Source organism: Salinibacillus kushneri, from assembly GCF_900111405.1.
GTDB classification, from domain to species: Bacteria; Bacillota; Bacilli; order Bacillales; family Alkalibacillaceae; genus Salinibacillus; species Salinibacillus kushneri.
Genome location: NZ_FOHJ01000007.1, coordinates 34,820 through 54,843, shown reverse-complemented (window position 1 = coordinate 54,843; position 20,024 = coordinate 34,820). Strand labels below are relative to the sequence as shown.

Below are 20,024 nucleotides of genomic sequence, written 5' to 3'. Positions count from 1 at the left end.
GGAGGAATTTCCAATGGCATTCTTTGAAAATGTGAATCGGATAAAATATGAAGGTGCAGAATCTACCAATCCATTTGCGTTTAAGTACTATCATCCTGAAGAGAAAATCGGCGACAAAACGATGGAGGAACATCTTCGTTTTGCTGTAGCTTACTGGCACACTTTTACGGGTGATGGGAGTGATCCATTTGGGGATGGAAACATGGTTCGGCCCTGGGATCACTTAAAAGGAATGGATTTAGCCAAAGCGCGGGTTGAAGCAGCCTTTGAATTTTTTGAAAAATTAAATGTCCCATACTTCTGCTTTCATGATATCGACATAGCCCCTGAAGGTGAGGATTTAAAAGGTACACTCCAAAATCTGGACACCATAGTAGATATGATTGAAAAATATATGAAAACCAGTAAAACAAAACTGCTTTGGAATACAGCAAATATGTTTACACATCCACGTTTTGTTCATGGGGCTGCAACGACAAATAATGCAGATGTTTATGCTCATGCAGCTGCTAAAGTGAAAAAGGGACTTGAAATTGGCAAACGTCTCGGGGGACAGAACTATGTATTCTGGGGCGGACGAGAAGGTTATGAAACTCTATTAAATACTGATATGAAACTAGAACAGGACAATTTGGCACGATTTCTTCATATGGCTGTAGACTATGCAAAAGAGATTGGATTTGATGCCCAGTTCTTAATTGAGCCAAAACCAAAAGAGCCTACCAAGCATCAATATGATTATGATGTAGCAACGGCGTTAAGCTTTTTGCAAAAGTATGATTTACAAAATCACTTTAAAATTAATATTGAGGCTAATCATGCGACACTGGCGGGGCATACATTTGAACACGAACTAAGAACAGCACGAATGAACGGGATGTTAGGTTCTGTTGATGCTAATCAGGGAGATACATTATTAGGCTGGGATACAGATGAGTTTCCAACGGATCTTTACTCGACAACTCTTGCTATGTATGAAATTTTGAAGAATGGTGGATTAGAACGAGGCGGCTTAAATTTTGATGCCAAGGTTCGCAGAGGATCATTTGAGCCAGATGATTTATTCCATGCCCATATTGCCGGAATGGATAGCTTTGCGGTAGGATTACGTGTGGCTCATCGTTTGATAGAGGATCGTGTATTAGATGATTTTATAGAGAAACGTTATGCAAGCTTTACAGACGGAATTGGCAAGGATATTGTGGAAGGCAAAGCAGATTTCCACTCTCTCGAAAAATATGCTTTAGGAATAGGAAAGATTAAAAATCAATCTGGTAGACTGGAAAAAATCAAAGCTACCATTAACCAATATTTGTTACAAGAGTTTTCTAAGTAGGTTTTCAGTGACTATGCCAGGGGATAATTTATCTCCTGGCATAGTCATCTATCTTTTATCTGTTTTAATTATAGAATATAAGGAGGAGATGAGATGAAATACGTTATAGGAGTGGATTTGGGAACAAGTGCTGTAAAAGTTTTACTTATAAATCAAAATGGCAGGGTTTGCCTAGAAGTGTCAAGATCCTATCCACTTATCCAGGAAAAGGCGGGGTATAGTGAGCAAAACCCTGAACATTGGGTAGAAAAGACTGAAGAAGCCCTGACTGAGCTTGTACAGCAATTTGATGACGATGTGGAAAAGATTGAGGGCATTAGTTATTCAGGACAAATGCACGGTCTTGTTCTGCTTAATCGTGATAAAAACGTTCTCCGAAACGCCATACTTTGGAATGATACGAGAACAACCAGACAGTGTGAAAAAATGAATGAATGGGTGGGAAATAAGAAATTACTAGATATAACGAAAAATCCTGCACTGGAAGGATTTACGTTACCTAAAATGTTGTGGGTGAAGGAGTATGAGCCTGAAATCTATCAACAAGCTGATGTTTTTCTTTTACCTAAAGATTATTTGCGTTTTCGTATGACCAATACCATACATATGGACTATTCAGATGCAGCAGGAACCCTATTATTAAATGTTGGAGACAAAGAATGGAGTCAGGATATATGCGAACAAGTTGGGGTTCATAAATCGCTTTGTCCACCGTTGATAGAATCGCATGAGTGTGTAGGAAGGTTAACGGAAGCGTTTGCCCAAAGAACAGGATTATCAAAGAAAACTAAAGTATTCGCTGGTGGAGCAGATAATGCATGCGGGGCGATTGGATCCGGGATCATTTCAACCGGCAAAACAATGTGCAGTATGGGAACATCAGGTGTCTTACTTTCCTATGAAGAAAGTAAAACGTTAGATTTTGAAGGAAAGGTTCACTATTTTAATCACGCAAAGAAAAATGCTTACTATACAATGGGTGTAACGTTAGCTGCAGGCTATAGCTTAACCTGGTTTAAGGATACTTTTGCAGCTGATGAGGATTTTGCTTCTCTTTTAAGGGACATGGATCAAGTTCCTATTGGTGCCAATGGACTTCTTTTCACCCCATATATTGCAGGAGAGCGAACTCCTCATGCTGATGCCAATATCCGAGGAAGCTTCATAGGTGTATCCAGTCATCATGAACGGAAGCATTTTGTGCGGTCTGTCCTTGAAGGCATCACCTTTTCTTTAGCAGAATCTGTAGAGATTTTTCGGGATAACGGAAAAAAGGTAGATACAATCGTATCTATTGGAGGTGGTGCGAAAAATGAAGTATGGTTACAGATGCAAGCGGACATATTTGATGCGGAAATTGTAAAGCTATCAAGTGAGCAGGGGCCAGGGATGGGAGCCGGAATGTTGGCGGCTTATGGAGCAGGCTGGTATTCATCTTTAGAAGAATGTACGGATGTTTTTCTTGAGGTTGCTAACCGTTACTATCCACAGAGAGAGAATGTAAAAAAGTATCAAAAGCTCTTCCGTTTATATAAACAGGTCTATAATCAAACCCAAGAATTAAATGAAGGATTACAGGCCTTCCGTATGTAATATAGTAATAGACTGCAAAATCTTGTGAGGGGGAATGATCATGTCTAAAGTTCGCTATGGAATTTTAAGCACAGCAGGAATTGCACAAAAGCAGCTGATTCCTGCGATAGAGCGAGCAGAAAATGCCGAAGTTCAAGCGATAGCCAGTGGGAGTAGTCGGGGAAGAGCAGAAGAAGTTGCTTCTCTTTTTCATATCCCAAAAGTCCATGAAAGCTATGATGCTCTTTTAGATGATCCGGAAATAGATGCAGTATATATTCCCTTACCGAATCATTTACATAAAGAGTGGATTATAAAGGCTGCAGAAAAAGGAAAACATGTGTTATCTGAAAAACCTGCTGCCATTAATGCAGTTGAGACAAAGGAGTTAGTTGAGGCCTGCAAGCAAAATCAAGTGAAATTTATGGAAGGCTTTATGTATCAATTTCATACGCAGCATGACCGGGTAAAAGAGATAATTGCTTCTGGAGAAATCGGTGACGTGCAACTGATGCGGGCCAGCTTCTCCTTTATGATGAATAATCCTGAAAGCAATATTCGTATGGATCCTACTAAAGGTGGCGGAAGTATTTATGATATTGGCTGTTATTGTATTCATTCTATTCGCCATATCCTTGATGATGAGCCAGAAAGGGTTCATGTGGAAGCAGATGTTGATTCTAATTACGGTGTAGATACATCAGCTTACGGAATCTTTCAAATGAAAAAGGGAACACGTGCGTTATTTGATTGCAGCTTTAATAGACCTTTTCGTTCCTTATATGAAGTTATCGGAACTAAAGGGCTCATTATAGTTCCCCGTGCCTATAGACCTGATAATTATAATCATGAAGGTATCGTAAGGATTGAAAAGGATGGAGAAGTGCGTGAGGAAATGATTATAAAGGATCAGTATAAGGCAGAGGTTGAGCACTTTTCTCAGGCTATTTTAGAGGATAAAGAACCATCCTATACAGGTGAAGATACAATCCGTAATATGAAAGCTATCGATATGTGTTATTCTTTTGTAAATTAAGTCATTCAAAGCTAAGGAGGCGAACGAATTGAACTATCGTCAATTAGGAAATACAGACTTGATGGTTAGTGAACTAAGCTTTGGAACCTGGGCTATTGGTGGTGCCTGGGGTAAAACATCAGATGATGAAGCCTTAAAAGCGTTGGATGTAGCTATGGATGCTGGTGTTAACTTTTTTGATACAGCTGATGTATATGGTGATGGACACAGTGAGGAGCTTCTTGCTAAGGCTACAAAGGGTAAAGAAGACAAAATTCATATTGCTTCTAAGTTTTGCCGGGCAGGGGATATTCACGATCCTGACAACTACTCAGAAGAGCAGGTACGCACTTATTTAGAAAATACATTAAAACGTTTGAACCGTGAGCGGTTGGACCTTTACCAGATTCATTGTCCACCTTTTAAGATATTAAAGGACGGGAAGGTATTTGAGGTCCTTGATAAGCTTCAGCAGGAAGGAAAAATCAGATATTACGGTGTTAGTGTGGAGACGGTTGAAGAAGGACTGTTTTGCCTGGAAAATCAAAATGTAAGAACATTGCAGGTCATCTTCAATATCTTTAGACAAAAGCCTCTTGCCGAACTGCTTCCTAAAGCAAAAGAACAAGGTGTAGGAATACTTGCCCGTGTTCCGTTGGCAAGTGGTCTTTTAACGGGTAAATTCTCAAAGGATCATCAATTTGAGGATGACGACCATCGTAACTTTAATCAAAATGGGGAGGCGTTTAATGTCGGAGAAACCTTTGGCGGATTAGAGTTTGCTAAGGGTGTTGAGTTAAGCGACAACCTCAAATGGATTGCAGATGACCGGGAAAACATGACAAGAGCCTCTTTGCGCTGGGTACTGGATCAGGAGGAGATTTCCTGTGTAATCCCTGGTTTTAAAAATGTAAAACAAGTGGAAGACAATCTACGTGCATTGTCTGTACCTTCATTCAGTGAAGATGAGCTGATTAAATTAAAAGCGTTTTATCAAAAAGAAGTACATGCACATATACGTGGGGGTTACTAGGAAAAGGAGAGCTGCTGAAAGCTCTCCTTTTTGCTATCTGTTTTTACTAAAATTCGTTCTGATTATTATGAAACTTAGAAGACGTTTTTTCGTACATTGTATTAACTTCAAATAGATAAACGTATACGTCTAAAAATAAGTGAAAGGAGTGAATGGCTTGTTTTTACTATACTTCTTACTATTTCTAGGTGCTTTGGTTTTGATCGGCTTTTTATTTGACCGAAAGCATAAGGTAAAAGATCCGCAAAAAATGAAAGAACAAGATCAAAGTCGGGACCGGGCAATGGCGGAAGTCGATCGGCAAAAAATGAATAATACCTTTCAGAATCATCTTTAGTTTGGGACTGTCCCCACATGCTTTAAAGGGCTAAAGTGGCTAATTTTTCATTTTGGGGTCCATGGCATCTCTGAGTCCGTCGCCCATTAAGTTAAAGCCTAAAACGGTCAGCATAATAGCAAGACCCGGGAAAATCATCGTCCATGGGGCGTCGACTAAATAGGCTTTAGAGTCATCTAGCATTTTTCCCCAATCCACATCGGGGGATTGCGCTCCCAGTCCCAAAAAGCTTAAGGCAGCAACTTCTACAATAGCCGTTGCAATCGCAAGGGTTCCTTGGACGATGATAGGAGTTATGCTGTTAGGAATAATGTGATGAATCAGAATACGAAAGTCACTCATCCCAATAGCTCTTGCGGCGGTTATATATTCTTCTTCCTTCACACTTAAAACCTTAGATCGAATCAGTCGTCCAAAGTTCGGTACGTTGACGATAGCAATAGCAATAAGGGCGTTTTGCAAATCAGGCCCTAAAATAGCTACGATGGCAATCGCTAATAAGATACTTGGGAAAGCAAGCATAATATCAAATATTCTTGAAATAAGTGTATCTACCCATCTGCCATAGTAAGCGGCGATGACTCCTAAAATACTTCCAATAATTACAGAGCCAATAACTGCAGTAAACCCTACCATTAAGGATATTCTTGCTCCTAATATGACGCGTGATAATACATCTCGTCCAAAATCATCAGTTCCAAACCAATGCTCGGAGGAAGGTGGCTGAAATCGATCAATAAGCTGCTGATCGTTATGACCATAGGGCATAAGAAAATCGGCAAATATAGCAATAAGGACAAAACCAAAGACGATAATCGCTCCAGCTAAGGCTATTTTATTTTTCTTAAAACTCCGCCATCCATCTCTCCAGGGAGACGATGGCTTTTCTTTTTTAACGATTTTTTGCTGAACAGGCTGTTGTGCAGGTTCAGACATTCTGCTTCCTCCTTTCTATTTATATTTAATACGTGGATCAATGGCTGCATAGAGGAGATCGACAATTAAATTAATGATGACAAAAATAGTGGCAATGATTAAAATTCCAGACTGAATAACAGGATAATCACGGGCTTGTATGGCGTCATATATATAGCGACCTATACCAGGCCACCCAAATATCGTTTCCGTTAAAATCGCCCCACCTAATAATAAGCCTGTTTGTAGTCCAACAACGGTCAGAACAGGAATAACAGCGTTTCGTAATGAATGTTTGTATACGACCCAGATGTTATTAAGTCCTTTTGCACGAGCTGTACGGATAAAATCAGATTTCATAACCTCAAGCATTGTAGAGCGGGTCATACGAGCAATAATGGCCATGGGTATGGTTGCCAGAGCTGCACCAGGTAAAATAATATGGGAAAGAAGGTTTTTGAATTTCCCAAATTCTCCTTGTATCAGTGTATCGATTAAGTAAAAGTTGGTAATGGAGTCAATAACTGTTGAAGGATCATAACGGCCAGTAGAAGGTAACCAATCTAGCCGGACAGCAAATACATACTGCTCCATAAGCCCTAACCAGAAGACAGGCATGGATACACCAATCAGGGCTAATATCATAGCGATATAATCAAACCAGGAATTATGAAACCATGCACTAATAATACCTGCGTTAACCCCAACAAAAATCGCAATGACCATAGCAACAAGCGTTAACTCCATCGTCGCAGCTAAATAAGGCCAAATTTCTTCAGATATGGCAGTTTTTGTTTTGATAGAAGTACCTAAATCCCCAGTAAGTAAATCACCGATATAACTGAAATATTGAATATAAAAGGGCTGATCAAGCCCTAACTGTCGCTCTACCTCCGCAATCGCTTCTGTAGTGGCTCTTTGTCCCAAAATGACCTGAGCTGGATTACCCGGGATTAAATAAATGATGGAGAAGACCAGTAAACTGACACCAAATAAAACAGGAATGAGCATTAATATTCTCCGTATGATGTATGCTGTCATGCATTCACCTCCCATATCTATGATGGAAAAAAAGGGGAGCAGTGCACTCCCCCTTAGGATAGACTTTACTTATTTAAATTCTGTTTTAGTAACTGCTTCTGAACCTGTTGGATGAGGAACATAACCTGTTACAGAGCTTTTAGCGGCAACAACTGGAGTAGAGTGAACGAGTGGAATCCATGGTGCATCTTCATGAATGATTTCCTGTGCTTTTTTATAGAGCTCATTTCTTTGTTCCTGATCGGTAATTGTTTGGGCTTCAATCAAAATGTCATGTAATTCATCGTTTGCGTAATGAGTATTGTTGTTACTGCCTATGCTGTCTTTATCAAGCAATGTATAAATAAAGTTATCGGCATCCCCATTGTCTCCGGTCCAACCCAGTAGGAAAGCATCGAATTCTCCGGCCGCTGCATCTTCAATGTAAGTAGCCCAGTCTACGGTTTGCAGGTTGGCTGTAACACCAATTTCAGCAAAGCTTTGCTGAATAACCTCGGCAATTTTTTCGCCTTCAGGAATATATGGTCGAGGCACTGGCATATACCATAAGTCAAATTCAAAACCATCTTCGTAGCCCGCTTCAGCTAACAGCTCTTTGGCCTTTTCAGGGTCATATTCGTAATCTTCAATTTCATCATTGTATCCTTGAATGGATGGAGGCATGACTGTTTTAGCCGGCTCAGCATAACCAGCATAGAAGGCATCAATAATTTCCTGTTTTGGTACGGCGTGGCTTAAAGCCTGTCGAACGGTTTTATTGGAAAGCGGATTATCACGATTAACAGTCATCCCGAGATAACCGACGTTCATGGATGGACGTTCAATCACTTGTAGATTCGAATCATCTTCAACCTGTTGGATGTCTGATGGATTTAGGCCATCAATCAGATCAACTTCACCTGTTTTTAGAGCATTGAGACGTGCTGAGTTATCGGGAATAACCGTATAGACGACCTCTTCTAATTTAGGGAGACCATCTTTCCAGTAGTCATTAAACTTTTCTAACACAATACGTTCTTCTCGTGCCCATTCTACAAACTTAAATGGTCCTGTACCGACTGGATTTTGGTTAAACTCTTCAGCCCCCATTTCATCAAGGGCAGATGGACTAGCTATACCAAACGGGCTCATGGCCAGGTTTTTAAGGAATGGAGCCTGAGGGCGTTTTAACGTAAACACTACTTCATACTCCCCTGTTGCTTCCACACTCTCAATCACATGACCTTCATCTCCTTTATAGCCGCCAAACATCGTATAATATGGGAATTCTTCTGCATCCCCATTCATCCAACGTTCAAAATTATACACAACAGCTTCGGCATTAAAATCAGTGCCATCATGGAATTTGACCCCTTCTTCAAGCTGGAAGGTGTAGGTTAAACCATCATCAGATACTTCCCATTCTTTTGCTAAACCTGGTTGAATGGTCGTATCCTGTTCACCATAGTTAAGCAAAGTTTCAAAAATGTTTTTCGTTACACGGAAGGTTTCTCCTTCCGTTGTTGTAATTGGATCAAGAGCGGTCGAATCTCCGCCTCTTGCATAAATTAAAGTATTTTTGTTCGTTTCATCACCTGCTTCTTCTGATGTATCCTCCACTTCCGATTGCTCCTCCGTTTTGTCTGATTCCCCTTCATCATTGCTGCATCCAATGAGGACGATAGACAGGATAAAGGCGAATAGAATCAATTGGATCCAAGATTTTCTTGGCATACGTTTTCCCCCTTGTTTTATCATAATGATAAGCTTTTATGTCATTGTTGCTTGTCATTTTGTTCATAAAGGTGACAAGCAACATAATGACTATTTTCCTTTTCCTGAAATACAGGACGAACTTCCTTACAAATATTCATGCGTGCGGGACATCTTGTATGGAATGGGCATCCTTTTGGCGGGTTAGATGGACTTGGAAGTTCACCATCTAATAAATGCTGTTGTTCACTCTTAAACTCTGGATCTGGTATCGGTACAGCTGATAATAGTGCCTGGGTATAGGGGTGGAGGGGCTGATGATAAATGTTTTGGGAATCTGCTAATTCGACTAAGTTTCCTAAATACATGACTCCGACCCGGTCGCTAATCTGTCTTACAACACTTAAATCGTGTGCGATGAAAATATACGTCAACTGAAACTTTTCCTGTAAATCCTTTAATAAATTTAAAACCTGTGACTGAATGGATACGTCTAAAGCGGAAACAGGTTCGTCGGCAATCATCAATTTCGGCTTTGTCATCAATGCTCTCGCGATCCCGATTCGCTGACGCTGCCCGCCGCTAAACTGATGGGGATAACGCTTCGCATGATAGGAATCAAGCCCAACAACTTCAATCATTTCCTGAATCAGCTGTTTTCGTTCTTTTTTTGTTCCGATATGATGAACTTTCAAAGGTTCCTCTAAAATACGCTGTACGGTTTGTCTCGGGTTTAAGGAGGCAAACGGATCCTGAAAAATTAATTGCATTTCTTCACGCAGTTCTTTTAATTCCCTTTTCGACATTTTGGTAACTTCTTTTCCCTCAAAGGTGACCGATCCTTCTGTTGCTTCAAGTAAACGTAACAGCAATCGTCCCGTAGTAGATTTTCCACAGCCGCTTTCTCCTACTAATCCGAGGGTTTCTCCTTTTTGAACAGAGAAGGAGATATCATCGACTGCTTTCACTTCACCAACCTGTCGACCAAAAACACCACCGTTTATCGGGAAGTATTTTTTGAGATTTTTGACCTCCATTAAAGTGTTCATTGGGTTTCACTCTCCTCTTGTGCATGAAGGAAGCATCGAACCTCATGATCGTCATTTTCACCCGGATATAATTCAGGACTGTCAGCTAGACACCTGTCAAAAGCGTAGTCACAACGAGGTGCAAAAGGGCATCCACTTTTAATAGATCCTGGCTTAGGTACATTTCCTGGGATGGAATATAAGTGGTTACTCTTCTGACGTATGTCTGGAATGGAATCTAGCAGTCCTTTGGTATAAGGGTGCTTAGGATGCTGAAATAACGTTTTAACATCCGCGGTTTCAACCACTTTGCCGGAATACATCACGGCTACACGGTCACACACCTCAGCCACAACCCCTAAATCATGTGTAATCATAATAATGGCTGTATCTAATTTTTCGTTGAGATTTTTCATGAGTTCTAAAATTTGTTTTTGAATGGTGACATCAAGAGCCGTTGTAGGTTCATCGGCGATTAGCACTTTAGGATTACAAATCATCGCCATGGCAATCATTACCCGCTGACGCATCCCCCCGGACAATTCATGGGGATAGGTGTCTATTAGTTCATTTGTGCGCGGCAATCCCACCAGCTTTAACATTTCCATTGCCCGTTCTTTAGCTGTTGCTTTATCGATTTTTTGATGAGTTCGAATCGCCTCGGTCAGCTGATTGCCAATTTTAAATAACGGATTTAAAGATGTCATAGGTTCTTGAAAAATCATGGCGATATCATTTCCGCGAATCGAGCGCATTTTACGTTCAGGAAGCTTTGTCAATTCTGTTCCTTCAAAAAAAATGTTACCATCTACAATCCTTCCAGGTGGCTGGGGAATGAGCCCCATAACAGATAAGAATGTAACACTCTTTCCGCAGCCCGATTCTCCGACAACACCTAGTAGTTCTCCTTTTTTGACATGGAGATTAACGTTATCTACTGCAGGTACTTCGCCGTCATCGGTAAAGAATGAGGTTTTAAGTCCGTTAATTTCTAAAATGGCTTCATCGTTCATGACAACCCGCCTTTCTGAGCTTCAATTGGTCGACGCTTGTCTTATTGTAAAATGGATATGCTGGAATTCCTCTTTTTATGCCAGGGAATGGAAAAATGGGGAGAAGGACTTACCGGGAGGATCAATGAGTTCGGAGTCCTGTACTGGGGGAAAGCTGGCAAATAAAGGCTGGGATTGGAGGCTAATAAGAATGTGTGTCTAAAAGATAAATGGAGAAATGAGGCAAATAACACATAAATATCTATAATCACTAGACAGGCAAATAAATGAGCTTTGGAGCAAATAATCTTTATCGCCACATAAAGGGCAAAAGTAAGCCAACAATCAACATAAAGGCAAAGAAAAAAACCTCTATTTCCGTTAAGGCCCATAATAAAACCAATGAGAACAAAAAAAGCCTGGATTATGAATCCAGGCTAAAATAAATCTTCTATAATTCCTTCCTTTTCAAAACCTCAACAGCTGCATAAAGCAGCCCAATAATCAATACGATTGTTGTTCCAATTGTCCCCCACATCTCAGTCGTTATATTCCCTGTAAAAAGATACGTGCTGACATAAGAGGATATATGACCAGGACTCCAAGTTAAAAAATGACCGAGGATACTTGTTATGATGTTGACGAAAATAATGAGTAAAATAGACAAGAAGAGCACCATGCCAGGTCGCTTAAACCACGTGTTTACAAAGATTGCAATGGTGATGAAAAACAATAAATAAAGGCCATATACTAAAAAGGCGACAAGGAATTTATCAATGGCAAGCTCTCCAAAAAGGATATTGGTATAATACCATCCAGCTAATAGCCCAATAAAAAAGGAAGCCAGAACTAACGTAGAAAGGGCAGCCCATTTTGCTGTGACATAATTTGCGTACTTCACTGGTTTGGATAGAACCAGTTCATATACACCACTTTTTAGCTCTCCAGCTATAAGGCTCATCGAAAGTAAACCAATGATAAGAATCCCTAGCGTGTTCATTTCGTTAATACTCATAAATAAAGCTTCTGCTGGTGGAGGACTAGGAATATTTACTTCTGCTCCTTCAGGCATACCACCTGTAGCATCAATAATTTTAGGTAAATAATACATCGTAATCTGATCCATAATTCCAAAAATAAAAAAGACGATCGGAACCCAAATCCATTTAATACTTCGAACGTATTCCATCATTTCACGTTTAAAAATAACTGACCATTGCATCAGGAATTCACCACCTTCATAAACACATCTTCTAATGTGGTTTTTGCCTGCTCAAATTTCGTTAGCGGCCATTCCTTTGTCATCACTAACTGTAAAATTTCAATTCTGGCAACATCCATGTCACTCACAACGACTTCTACGCCTTGTCCCACAGGCTTTATATGCTTAATGGAAGATAAGTTTTTCAATTGGCTCTCCAATTTTTCCGGATAGACGGAAAAATTCAATTGAATTTTTCCTGTTTGATCAAGATGATTTAAATTTTCCAATGCTCCCTGTTCTACAAGCTCACCGTGATGAAGTAACAAAAGTTCATCACTAACTTCTTCAGCATCATTTAAAATATGAGTTGAAAACAGGATGGTGGCATCCTTTTTCAAGTCCATCATGAGGTTTAATACCTCGCGTCTACCTATTGGATCAAGGGCTGAAACAGGTTCATCGAGGATAATAAGTTTAGGTTTATTGATGAGGGCCTGCGCAATTCCGAGACGCTGCTTCATCCCCCCTGAATACTTTTTGATTCTTTGCTTTTTGGCATCCTCCAGGCCTACTTTTTCAAGTAATTCATTGGCACGATCTGTTGCCTCAGCATTCGTTAAATAAGATAACTGCCCGACGTAAACCAAAAATTCCAGGCCACTCATCCAGGTATGAAAAGTGGGAAATTGAGGTAAGTAGCCAACGTATTGACGAATATCTGTGGTTAGAGATTGCTGATCAAATTGTATAGTGCCGGCAGTAGGATGGGTAAATCCGGCAAGCATACGCAATGTAGTCGTCTTCCCGGCACCATTTGGACCCAGAAGGGCAACGCATGTTCCGGTCTTTAAACCAAAAGATAAATCTTTGACCACTTCCTTTCCATCAAATGCTTTTGTTAAACCATCAACTTCCATTAAAGACATGCCTATGGCCTCCTTCCGAAAATAAAGTAGAGAACAGGTCCTAAGATACTAATGAAAATACAGATAACTGCCCATACCCATTTTGGTCCATTTGTTTCATCTATTCGGATTAAATCAATAAGTGCTACAGCTAATAATATGAATTCCACAATAAATAAGGGAGCAAGTAACGCCCAGTTTATTTCAAACATATCCTGTAAACTCCTTTTTCTTAGGCAATACGTTGTGTACTGATAAATGGTTTCATTAAAGTTTTTAAAATGGGTTTAACAAATTATGTTCATCAGCTTTGGAGTCAAATGAAAGAGCTGCCAGTCTAATCCTGGTTAAGATTGGATTAAACCGGCAGCAATTTGAATTTGTTCCTGATGCCGTGGATTAACTTGACCATCATTGTGACGGGTGCTATTTTTAAAATGAATATCTGTGTGACCATTAAAGTTATTATCCTTAATATATTCAATGTCATGAGGCATAGATGTCATGGAAGCTGCAATTCTATGACCGTTAACCTCCACCAGTACGGCGCGTTCCTTCCAGCTAAAATCTCCTCCCCAGATTTCTTTTATAATCTCTGTATCCTTTGAACTCGAAGGCTCAACATCTGCATGATTCGCCCCAATTGTTCGTGTTACATAAAAGGATATACCTGTAGTAAAGTCAGTAACTTTAGCAGTTATGTCTATTGGGAAGACGTATTGAGCTTCTGTCCACCAATCCAGATATTCACCATGCCTTTCGCTGACTGTTGGATGTACGCCAATTTCATGAACCGGGATTCTGAGCGTTTGACCTATCGATAATGTGGAGTTGTTCGTCAGGTTATTAGCCCTTAAAAGCTCAGCCTGTGGGATACCATATGTTGTACTTAATGCCCAAATATTATCACCTGCTTGTACGGTATGTGTTTTATACGTAATTCGTTTTGTAGGGGTTGATTCTTGGGTTTCTCTGTCTGTACCAGGTTCTGAGACGTGACCTGGTATGGTTAATATTTGTCCAACACGAATCCTATCAGAAGGGAGTCCATTTGTTTCTTTAATGGCCTGAACTGTGGTGTTATGGAAAGCTGCAATACCAATCAGCGTATCACCAGCTTTTACGGTATAGGTAGCATCATCAGCTAAAACAGGTTTTTCAGTTTGGGTTTGAGCAGCTGGGATGGTCAGCACTTGTCCAATCCGAATTAAAATTGACGTTAATCCATTTGTTTGTTTAATTTGATCCACTGATGTACCAAATTTTTTAGCAATTAGAAAGAGAGAATCACCGGCTTGTACAGAATAGTTCGTTGATTGCTTAGGCGTTTCATTTTCCTGTGGTTTCGGTATGGCTAATGTTTGTCCAATCCCAATTGTATTGGATGTAAGCCCATTTGCATGTTTCAATTCATCTACAGAAATACCATATTGATTAGCAATACGATAGAGTGTATCGCCAGCCTCAACAGTATGGGATGAGTCTACTAATACTGGTTGAGGGGTGGCTTCTTCTTCTTTTTGGATAGAAGTTGGAATGAATAAGCTCTGCCCGGCAAAAATTGTGGGCTCAGTGAAGTGATTTGCCTTCATAATCACATCAATGTTGGTTTGATGATTTTGAGCAATACGATAAAGGGTGTCTCCGCCTTTTACCGTGTAGGATGCCGTCGGAATCGTTAAGGATTGCCCTGTTTTGATGGTGTTTCCGGGAAGATTATTCGCTTTTTTGATATCATCAACGTTTATATTAAATCTCTTTGCTATCGAATAAAGGGTGTCTCCATTTGCGACAGTATAAGTAAGGTTTTGACTTTTAACCTTCGTAATGCTGCTTGCTTCAGCAGGATTGGCAAACATTCCTTGGGTAAGAGGAATAGATGCAATAATCATCGATCCCATCATAACTTTTACGACATTTACTCTCAGATTGGGAACTTTAGTCCGTAAATAATGAACGGCACCTTTTTTTAAGTCAGTTTCTAAAGTCGGATCATATCCAGCTCCCAGTTCTTTTGCAAATTCGGTCTGGTTTGGTTCAAGATATAATATAACGTTATAACCATCGTCGGTTTTCTCTAATTTATGATTTTGGAACATCATCATTCTCCTCTTCTTTAAGTGAATGTACTTTTATTGTTACCACTTAAGAAGTTGGAGAAAGGGCTAAAATATTGGAAAAATTGTGGATGAAAATGGGAAAAGCAGATGCTAAACATGAACTATGCTAATCTCTGCTGGTGATCTTCTGCTTAAAAATGTAGAAGGGAGACAGTTATGGATTTGGTGGAGGATATAAGGGGGACTGGCTTTTTTGTTAAGGTTTAGAAGTTTCGTCGGTTTAAGCTTCTAAGCTTGGTAATGAGATGAAATTCTGTTTGATTAACCAGAAGTTGAAACGGCATGATTGGAATTTTGGAATAAACTAATTTTCATGATTAATAAATGAATGTAAGCAAATGTTATATAGTAATTAGGTCTATTTTGACCTGGAAGGCTCTACAATTTCTTTTTTATTGCGATTCGTAATTGTGTTTTGTCGAACGGGGAAAAATATTTTTTAACATATACTCAAATAGGAGAAAAGAGGGAAAATCAAATCCCTTGTAAGACAGGAGATTTAAGAATAATGGAGCATAGCGGGCTCGAACCGCTGACCTCTTGTCTGCCAGACAAGCGCTCTCCCGACTGAGCTAATGCCCCAAAGTATACCTTCATTATAGTCCCACTAAAAAATTTTATCAATATGATTTTATAAAAGTGTGAGACAAATTGAGTAATCAGTTCGTCTAATAAAGTACGTGGATTTTACAGGGGAGCGAGTTACGCATGAAAAAAACGCTTTTTTATACTGGAGTTGTGTTAGTCTTTCTCTTTATTTTAGGAGCTTTTCTATTAAATCATACACTTCTGTATGACAATGCAGATAATGCTAATGAGACGAATAATGCCAATGATGCATCAGAAATAGAGGACGATTTTGATGATAAAGAAGAACCAATGGATAATTCCTCAATAGAGCTTGTTGACGAGGTCTTTCAATGTGCAATAGAGGGGAGAGTGCCGGGGGAATCGGTTATTGCTGGAAAATCAAATATTGGTGAAATTAAAAGTGAGTGGGGAGAGCCTTTGAACTCGATAACAGCTGGTGATGGGGTTTATATCGATTATGAGGACACAAACTTTGGGTATACGAAAAACACTGTATTTGACGTTCGTTCCTTTCATAATGATTTGCAAGAGATAAAGCTAGAGGACATTAAACAAGAAAAAGGAAATCCAGATGAAGAACGGTACTATGAAGATGAACAGGTAGATCAAATTATTCTTGTTTACAATGTGAGTGAGAATTACCAGTTAAAATGGATTCTACCACTTCCAACTGACGCTAATCCAAATCCTGCTGTTCATCATATCTCCGTTTACACAGATGTAGCGAATATTGAAATGGATGCCCCTAGTCTAGTGGAATCCATGAGTCTTGATGAAAAAATTGGGCAAATGATTATGGCTGGGATTGAAGGGACAACGACTAATCCAGAAACGATAAAATTAATTGAGGATTATAAAGTTGGAGGAGTTATCTTCTTCAGTGAGAATTTAACCAGTGTTGGCCAATCGCTTGATTTAGTGAATGGGTTAAAGCGGACCAATGCATCCAATAAAGTTCCGTTATTTTTATCGGTTGACCAAGAAGGTGGTCGTGTAGAAAGGCTACCTGGAATTGAAGGACTGCCTACAAATCAAGAAATCAGCCAGCGAGAGAATCCTAAGCTTTCGTATCAGATTGGAAAAATTTTAGGGCAGGAATTAAAGGCTTTTGGAATGAATTTAAATTTTGCACCTGTCATGGATGTGAATAGTAATCCGAATAATCCAGTTATTGGGGACCGTTCCTTTAGTAATGACCCTTCTTTAGTAAGTAAGCTTGGAGTCCAGACGATTAAAGGAATGGCGGATGAAAATGTTATTTCAGTAATCAAGCATTTTCCTGGTCATGGTGACACATCAGTAGATTCTCATTTAGAGCTACCGAAGATTGATAAGAGCGTAAGAGAGCTTCAACAAATGGAATTAATTCCATTTACCAATGCAATTAATGAGGGTGCAGATATGGTAATGGTGGCGCATATATTATTTCCACAGCTGGATGAAGAATATCCTTCATCGATGTCCAAGCCGATTATTACTGATGTATTGAGAAATGAGTTAAATTTTGATGGTGTCGTGATAACCGACGATATGGTAATGGATGCAATTGATGGCCATTATCACACTGGGAATGCCGCAGTGAAATCCGTCAAAGCAGGAAGCGATATTATATTAGTGAGCCGAGGTTATGATAAGATCGTGGAAACATTCGAAGCGATGAAGCAAGCGGTTACTGTTGGTGAAATAGGGGAAGAACGAATCAATGAGAGCGTCAATCGAATAATAGCTTTAAAGCAGAAATATGGCCTAAATGATAAGGAAGTTGCTTATCAAGATATAGCCGAGCTTAACGAATCCATTAAGAAGATAGCGAATTAATAAAAAGGACTGCTTCCGAAAATTAAGGGAATGTGGTGCCCCCAAAAAGTTAGAGTGAAAATCTAACTTTTGGGAGTCACCACAGAAGCAGTCCTTTTTATATAGGTTCAAGTAGAGTCCGGGAAACATGAAGCTCTAAAGAAGAACAAAAAAAGCGGCTGAATAACCAGCCGCAAAATCGAGTCAATGATTGTCAATGGGGACTATATGGTTAAAGGGGAGGAATCTCTTGCCGAGAGACTCGGCAAAACATAGAGCATTGACAATCACTTATTAACATTATTGTCCACATATTCTATGCTTTATACATAATAAATTCAATACTTATACACATTATCCACAGAAACGATGCCAGTTGTACACACTTTTTTGTTCACAAGTGGTATGTGATTATCATCGCATTCATTTGAATTATTCACATTGTGCACAGCTTTGTGAATAACTTTTATCAACAACTCTTAACTAAGATTTGGTTCTACTCTGATTAAATACCTTATCAGCCTTTTTAAATTCGTGCTGATACAATACTTGTTGTGTCTTAGACAGATTAAATCTCTTCTCGTCATGTGTTTTCCTCTGCTTAGCCATGTAAACCCACCAGCCTTTTTAGATGAATTTTTCCTTTCTTTCCTAACATGCCCAAAACGTGGGTGTATATGTATAGCTTCATACACTTTAACGGTCTAAAGCATTGCCCGATATGCTTCTGTCTCTATACTTTTTGCTGATTACGGTATGTTATAATAGCGGTAGAGGGGGAATATGCTTTGGCTAAAATCTCCAAAATTACAACACAAAAGAAAAGAAAAAATCGATTCAATATTTTTATAGATGAAGGGAAAGGCGAACATTACGCATTTAGTGTGGATGAGGATATACTGGTTAAATATGGTCTGCGGAAAGGCATGGAGCTTGATCAGGCAACTATGGAGTCTTTGAAAGCTCAGGACGAAATTCATAAATTTTATGGCATGGCCATCAATTTATTAAGCTATCGCATACGCTCGGAAAAAGAATTAACCGACTATTTGCGAAAAAAAGAGGCAGAAGTGGAGCAAATTCAACAAGTTATCCATAAGCTTAAGCAGGAAGGATATGTGGATGATCGCGAGTTTGCCTATACGTTTGTTCGGTCAAGAATGAATACTTCGAGTAAAGGTCCTTTGTTATTAAAGAAGGAGCTAATGGAAAAAGGAATCACTGCTTCCATAGCAGAAGAGGCCATTTCAGTATTTACCCCGGAAAAACAAAGGGAAAAAGTGAAAAAAGTTGTTGATAAAAAGCTTAGCTCCAGTACAAAAAAATCTTTTCAACAGCAAATTCAGTCTGTCCAGGCTACCCTGGTTCAAAAGGGGTTCTCTTCAGAAGTCATTCGTGATATGTTACAGGAAGCAAAGGATAATTATCGTGATCATGAAGCTGAACAGGAAGCTGTTATTCATCAAGGGTTAAAGCTACTTGGAAAATATCAGCGTAAAGCAGAGGGTTTTGAGCTTAAACAGAAAATTAAAGCAGGTTTATATCGAAAAGGTTTTGAAATGGACAAAATTGATGCCTTTCTTGATGAACACGTTGATTCTGAAGCGTAATAAAGGGAGATGAAATAATGGAAACCAGATACAGTGATATGACAGTCGAACAGCTGCGTGAGGAAATTGCAAAACTTACGGAAAAAGCACAAAAGGCTGAACAGTTAGGAATGATTAATGAGTATGCCGTTTATGAACGCAAAATGATGATGGCAAAAGCATATATGATGGATCCTTCCGCTTATGAATCAGGGGATATTTACGAAATTGAAAATACACCTAATCATTATTTCAAAATTGATTACAGGAACGGAATCTTTGCCTGGGGAAAACGTGTAGATAAAGAAGGCAACCCAATTGCGATAGATACAGAACAAGAAGCACTGCCAATTTCCATGCTTGGAAATTACATACCTCCGGAGAAGTAGGAGGTGCCTGTCACCACCCGAAAAAGCGCGAACTTTGTCGACAGAAAAACCTGACACCATTTGCAGATGCCAGGTTTTTTCGACAAAATCCGGGTGGTGACAGGCACCACTTTACGCGCGTTTGTTCATTTGTACTTCAGTGATGATTTCTGATTGGGTTTTTCTTGTTTCTCCATTCACCTGGTTACTGGCATGCTTGACATTCGCGCGTGGTGATTGGAACGGTGTGTTCTTTAAGTGCTTTTGCTCTTTAAAACCCATGCTTACTCCACCTCATTTTCATTTTGTTGAGATGATTTTGCCATTCTCTCCTGAGGGTTTGTGTTTATCGTTCCGTTAGCCCGCTTAGAAGAGAATTTTGCTTTTGCATGTGGCTTTTCTTCGTAACGCTGGACAGGGAAATCTTTTGCTTTATTCCGGACCATTTGCGTTACTCCTTTTTTGGTTAAATTGCACGCAGAAAACGTG

The 20,024-nt window shown here is 39.5% G+C and carries 20 protein-coding genes and 1 tRNA gene; 8 read left to right on the top strand and 13 right to left on the bottom strand.

Annotated elements, in window-relative coordinates:
• Positions 1–13 precede the first annotated feature (13 nt).
• The 5 genes from xylA to BMX63_RS11290 all read left to right on the top strand — a co-directional run bounded on the left by xylA (position 14) and on the right by BMX63_RS11290 (position 5,293).
• On the top strand, positions 14–1,336 hold the full coding sequence (gene xylA / locus BMX63_RS11310; protein WP_093135614.1) for a xylose isomerase: 1,323 nt from the start codon (positions 14–16) through the stop codon (positions 1,334–1,336).
• Positions 1,337–1,429: 93 nt separating this feature from the next.
• Positions 1,430–2,929: a xylulokinase gene (gene xylB / locus BMX63_RS11305; protein WP_093135611.1), complete on the top strand. Its 1,500-nt coding sequence runs from the start codon at positions 1,430–1,432 to the stop codon at positions 2,927–2,929.
• A gap of 40 nt (positions 2,930–2,969) precedes the next feature.
• Positions 2,970–3,944, top strand: coding sequence for a Gfo/Idh/MocA family protein (locus BMX63_RS11300; RefSeq protein ID WP_342732643.1), 975 nt, complete (start codon positions 2,970–2,972; stop codon positions 3,942–3,944).
• Between the two features lie 28 nt (positions 3,945–3,972).
• Positions 3,973–4,956: an aldo/keto reductase gene (locus tag BMX63_RS11295; protein WP_093135609.1), complete on the top strand. Its 984-nt coding sequence runs from the start codon at positions 3,973–3,975 to the stop codon at positions 4,954–4,956.
• 157 nt (positions 4,957–5,113) lie between these two features.
• Positions 5,114–5,293, top strand: a complete 180-nt coding sequence (locus BMX63_RS11290; RefSeq protein WP_093135606.1) for a hypothetical protein — start codon at positions 5,114–5,116, stop codon at positions 5,291–5,293.
• Between the two features lie 39 nt (positions 5,294–5,332).
• On the opposite strand, the gene BMX63_RS11285 is transcribed toward BMX63_RS11290, so the two are convergent.
• The 10 genes from BMX63_RS11285 to BMX63_RS11240 form a co-directional block, all read right to left on the bottom strand.
• Positions 5,333–6,229, bottom strand: a complete 897-nt coding sequence (locus BMX63_RS11285; RefSeq protein WP_093135603.1) for an ABC transporter permease — start codon at positions 6,227–6,229, stop codon at positions 5,333–5,335.
• Between the two features lie 15 nt (positions 6,230–6,244).
• On the bottom strand, positions 6,245–7,249 hold the full coding sequence (locus tag BMX63_RS11280; RefSeq protein WP_093135601.1) for an ABC transporter permease: 1,005 nt from the start codon (positions 7,247–7,249) through the stop codon (positions 6,245–6,247).
• Between the two features lie 69 nt (positions 7,250–7,318).
• Positions 7,319–8,962 (bottom strand): ABC transporter substrate-binding protein, encoded by a 1,644-nt coding sequence (locus BMX63_RS11275; RefSeq protein WP_093135598.1) that lies wholly within the window; start codon positions 8,960–8,962, stop codon positions 7,319–7,321.
• 41 nt (positions 8,963–9,003) lie between these two features.
• Entirely contained in the window at positions 9,004–9,990 is a 987-nt protein-coding gene (locus tag BMX63_RS11270; RefSeq protein ID WP_093135595.1) for an ABC transporter ATP-binding protein, read from the bottom strand.
• A complete protein-coding gene (locus BMX63_RS11265) occupies positions 9,987–10,982 on the bottom strand; it encodes an ABC transporter ATP-binding protein (protein WP_093135593.1) in 996 nt (331 codons plus the stop codon). The genes BMX63_RS11270 and BMX63_RS11265 overlap by 4 nt, the downstream gene beginning before the upstream one ends.
• 430 nt (positions 10,983–11,412) lie before the next feature.
• Positions 11,413–12,183: an ABC transporter permease gene (locus BMX63_RS11260; protein WP_093135590.1), complete on the bottom strand. Its 771-nt coding sequence runs from the start codon at positions 12,181–12,183 to the stop codon at positions 11,413–11,415.
• Positions 12,183–13,091, bottom strand: coding sequence for an ABC transporter ATP-binding protein (locus BMX63_RS11255; RefSeq protein ID WP_093135588.1), 909 nt, complete (start codon positions 13,089–13,091; stop codon positions 12,183–12,185). The genes BMX63_RS11260 and BMX63_RS11255 overlap by 1 nt, the downstream gene beginning before the upstream one ends.
• A gap of 2 nt (positions 13,092–13,093) precedes the next feature.
• Positions 13,094–13,282 (bottom strand): PLD nuclease N-terminal domain-containing protein, encoded by a 189-nt coding sequence (locus tag BMX63_RS11250; RefSeq protein ID WP_093135585.1) that lies wholly within the window; start codon positions 13,280–13,282, stop codon positions 13,094–13,096.
• A gap of 135 nt (positions 13,283–13,417) precedes the next feature.
• Positions 13,418–15,169 carry a LysM peptidoglycan-binding domain-containing protein gene (locus BMX63_RS11245; RefSeq protein ID WP_177167272.1) on the bottom strand — a complete coding sequence of 584 codons (1,752 nt, stop codon included), beginning with the start codon at positions 15,167–15,169 and terminating at the stop codon, positions 13,418–13,420.
• A gap of 530 nt (positions 15,170–15,699) precedes the next feature.
• Positions 15,700–15,772, bottom strand: a tRNA-Ala gene (locus BMX63_RS11240).
• Between the two features lie 126 nt (positions 15,773–15,898).
• Between BMX63_RS11240 and nagZ the strand changes: the two genes are divergently transcribed.
• Positions 15,899–17,599 carry a beta-N-acetylhexosaminidase gene (nagZ, locus tag BMX63_RS11235; RefSeq protein WP_093135579.1) on the top strand — a complete coding sequence of 567 codons (1,701 nt, stop codon included), beginning with the start codon at positions 15,899–15,901 and terminating at the stop codon, positions 17,597–17,599.
• 462 nt (positions 17,600–18,061) lie between these two features.
• On the opposite strand, the gene BMX63_RS11230 is transcribed toward nagZ, so the two are convergent.
• The gene (locus BMX63_RS11230) at positions 18,062–18,187 is read right to left on the bottom strand and encodes a YfhE family protein (protein ID WP_093135576.1); all 126 of its coding nucleotides are present in this window, start codon (positions 18,185–18,187) and stop codon (positions 18,062–18,064) included.
• Between the two features lie 179 nt (positions 18,188–18,366).
• Here BMX63_RS11230 and recX point away from each other — a divergent pair, with 179 nt between their 5' ends.
• Together recX and BMX63_RS11220 are read left to right on the top strand one after the other, a co-directional pair.
• Positions 18,367–19,188 carry a recombination regulator RecX gene (gene recX, locus BMX63_RS11225; RefSeq protein ID WP_093135574.1) on the top strand — a complete coding sequence of 274 codons (822 nt, stop codon included), beginning with the start codon at positions 18,367–18,369 and terminating at the stop codon, positions 19,186–19,188.
• A 17-nt stretch (positions 19,189–19,205) separates the two neighbouring features.
• Positions 19,206–19,556, top strand: a complete 351-nt coding sequence (locus tag BMX63_RS11220; protein ID WP_093135571.1) for a YfhH family protein — start codon at positions 19,206–19,208, stop codon at positions 19,554–19,556.
• Between the two features lie 111 nt (positions 19,557–19,667).
• Here BMX63_RS11220 and BMX63_RS11215 read toward each other — a convergent pair whose 3' ends face one another.
• Both BMX63_RS11215 and sspK read right to left on the bottom strand, forming a co-directional pair.
• The gene (locus BMX63_RS11215) at positions 19,668–19,817 is read right to left on the bottom strand and encodes a YpzG family protein (RefSeq protein WP_093135568.1); all 150 of its coding nucleotides are present in this window, start codon (positions 19,815–19,817) and stop codon (positions 19,668–19,670) included.
• Positions 19,818–19,819: 2 nt separating this feature from the next.
• Positions 19,820–19,981: a small acid-soluble spore protein K gene (gene sspK, locus BMX63_RS11210; protein WP_093135566.1), complete on the bottom strand. Its 162-nt coding sequence runs from the start codon at positions 19,979–19,981 to the stop codon at positions 19,820–19,822.
• Positions 19,982–20,024: the final 43 nt, after the last annotated feature.

Coding starts and splice junctions, on each gene's coding strand:
- xylA (WP_093135614.1), top strand. CDS start 14: ATGGCATTCTTTGAAAATGTGAATCGGATAAAATATGAAGGTGCAGAA.
- xylB (WP_093135611.1), top strand. CDS start 1,430: ATGAAATACGTTATAGGAGTGGATTTGGGAACAAGTGCTGTAAAAGTT.
- BMX63_RS11300 (WP_342732643.1), top strand. CDS start 2,970: ATGTCTAAAGTTCGCTATGGAATTTTAAGCACAGCAGGAATTGCACAA.
- BMX63_RS11285 (WP_093135603.1), bottom strand. CDS start 6,229: ATGTCTGAACCTGCACAACAGCCTGTTCAGCAAAAAATCGTTAAAAAA.
- BMX63_RS11280 (WP_093135601.1), bottom strand. CDS start 7,249: ATGACAGCATACATCATACGGAGAATATTAATGCTCATTCCTGTTTTA.
- BMX63_RS11275 (WP_093135598.1), bottom strand. CDS start 8,962: ATGCCAAGAAAATCTTGGATCCAATTGATTCTATTCGCCTTTATCCTG.
- BMX63_RS11270 (WP_093135595.1), bottom strand. CDS start 9,990: ATGAACACTTTAATGGAGGTCAAAAATCTCAAAAAATACTTCCCGATA.
- BMX63_RS11265 (WP_093135593.1), bottom strand. CDS start 10,982: ATGAACGATGAAGCCATTTTAGAAATTAACGGACTTAAAACCTCATTC.
- BMX63_RS11260 (WP_093135590.1), bottom strand. CDS start 12,183: ATGCAATGGTCAGTTATTTTTAAACGTGAAATGATGGAATACGTTCGA.
- BMX63_RS11255 (WP_093135588.1), bottom strand. CDS start 13,091: ATGTCTTTAATGGAAGTTGATGGTTTAACAAAAGCATTTGATGGAAAG.
- BMX63_RS11250 (WP_093135585.1), bottom strand. CDS start 13,282: ATGTTTGAAATAAACTGGGCGTTACTTGCTCCCTTATTTATTGTGGAA.
- BMX63_RS11245 (WP_177167272.1), bottom strand. CDS start 15,169: ATGTTCCAAAATCATAAATTAGAGAAAACCGACGATGGTTATAACGTT.
- nagZ (WP_093135579.1), top strand. CDS start 15,899: ATGAAAAAAACGCTTTTTTATACTGGAGTTGTGTTAGTCTTTCTCTTT.
- BMX63_RS11230 (WP_093135576.1), bottom strand. CDS start 18,187: ATGGCTAAGCAGAGGAAAACACATGACGAGAAGAGATTTAATCTGTCT.
- BMX63_RS11220 (WP_093135571.1), top strand. CDS start 19,206: ATGGAAACCAGATACAGTGATATGACAGTCGAACAGCTGCGTGAGGAA.
- BMX63_RS11215 (WP_093135568.1), bottom strand. CDS start 19,817: ATGGGTTTTAAAGAGCAAAAGCACTTAAAGAACACACCGTTCCAATCA.
- sspK (WP_093135566.1), bottom strand. CDS start 19,981: ATGGTCCGGAATAAAGCAAAAGATTTCCCTGTCCAGCGTTACGAAGAA.